We start from the raw sequence: 814 nt of genomic DNA, 5'->3' as shown, positions 1-814 counted from the left end.
GCCGGGCATCGCGCCGCGGCCGGCCGCCCGGCCCGACCGGCCGGCGGCCACGCCGTCCCGGCCTGACGAGCGCCCGGCGGTCGCTCCGGCACGGTACGACGAGCGACAGGCACGCCCGGCCGCGACGGCGCCGCCCGCCTCCGGCCGTGCCATGCCGGTCCCACCGGTCTCCCCGGAGCGACCGGTGTCGCCAGCGCCCGTCTCCCCCGCTTGGGACCGACCGGTATCAGCCGCCCCGGCCTCCCCGGAACGACCGGTGTCGCCAGCACCCGACTCCCCCGGCGCCCGCGGCTGGGACCGACCGGTATCAGCCGCCCCGGCCTCACCGGAACGACCGGTGTCGCCAGCACCCGACTCCCCCGCCGCCCGCGGCTGGGACCGGCCGGTGTCGGCCGCCCCCGTCTCCCCCGCCGCGACCGGTTGGGACCGGCCGGTGTCGGCCGTTCCGGTCTCGCCCGCCTCCGACCGACCCATCTCGGGGCCACCCGCCGCGCGTCTGCGACTGGAGTACCTGCCCGCGCCGGTGGACCCGCCCACCGCCGACGAGCGCTCGGATGCCCCGCCAGCATCGGGACGCCAGCCGCTGGCCGAGCCGCCACCGGCATCCGGGGCGCACCCCGCCCCGCCGCCGCGTTACCCCGGCCCGGACACCAGGGACCGTCCGGCGGACCAGCGGCGCGGCGAGGAGCCGGGCCCGGACCGCCGTCGGGTCGGCGACCCGCTGGCCGGCACCCCACCGACCGACCGCCGACCGACCGCCCCGGACCGCCCGCCCCCGGCGGAGCGGCCGCACCCCGCCGATCGCCCGGCGGTG

The 814-nt window shown here is 81.7% G+C and carries 1 pseudogene; it reads left to right on the top strand.

Annotated elements, in window-relative coordinates:
• Positions 1 to 337 precede the first annotated feature (337 nt).
• Positions 338 to 814 (top strand): annotated as a pseudogene (locus tag GUI43_RS33290) (hypothetical protein); the annotation flags it as partial.

This window comes from Micromonospora noduli (assembly GCF_003264365.1).
Taxonomy (GTDB): domain Bacteria; phylum Actinomycetota; class Actinomycetes; order Mycobacteriales; family Micromonosporaceae; genus Micromonospora; species Micromonospora noduli.
The sequence above is the reverse complement of the archived record's forward strand: the minus strand, read 5'-3'. Positions and strand labels throughout refer to the sequence as shown.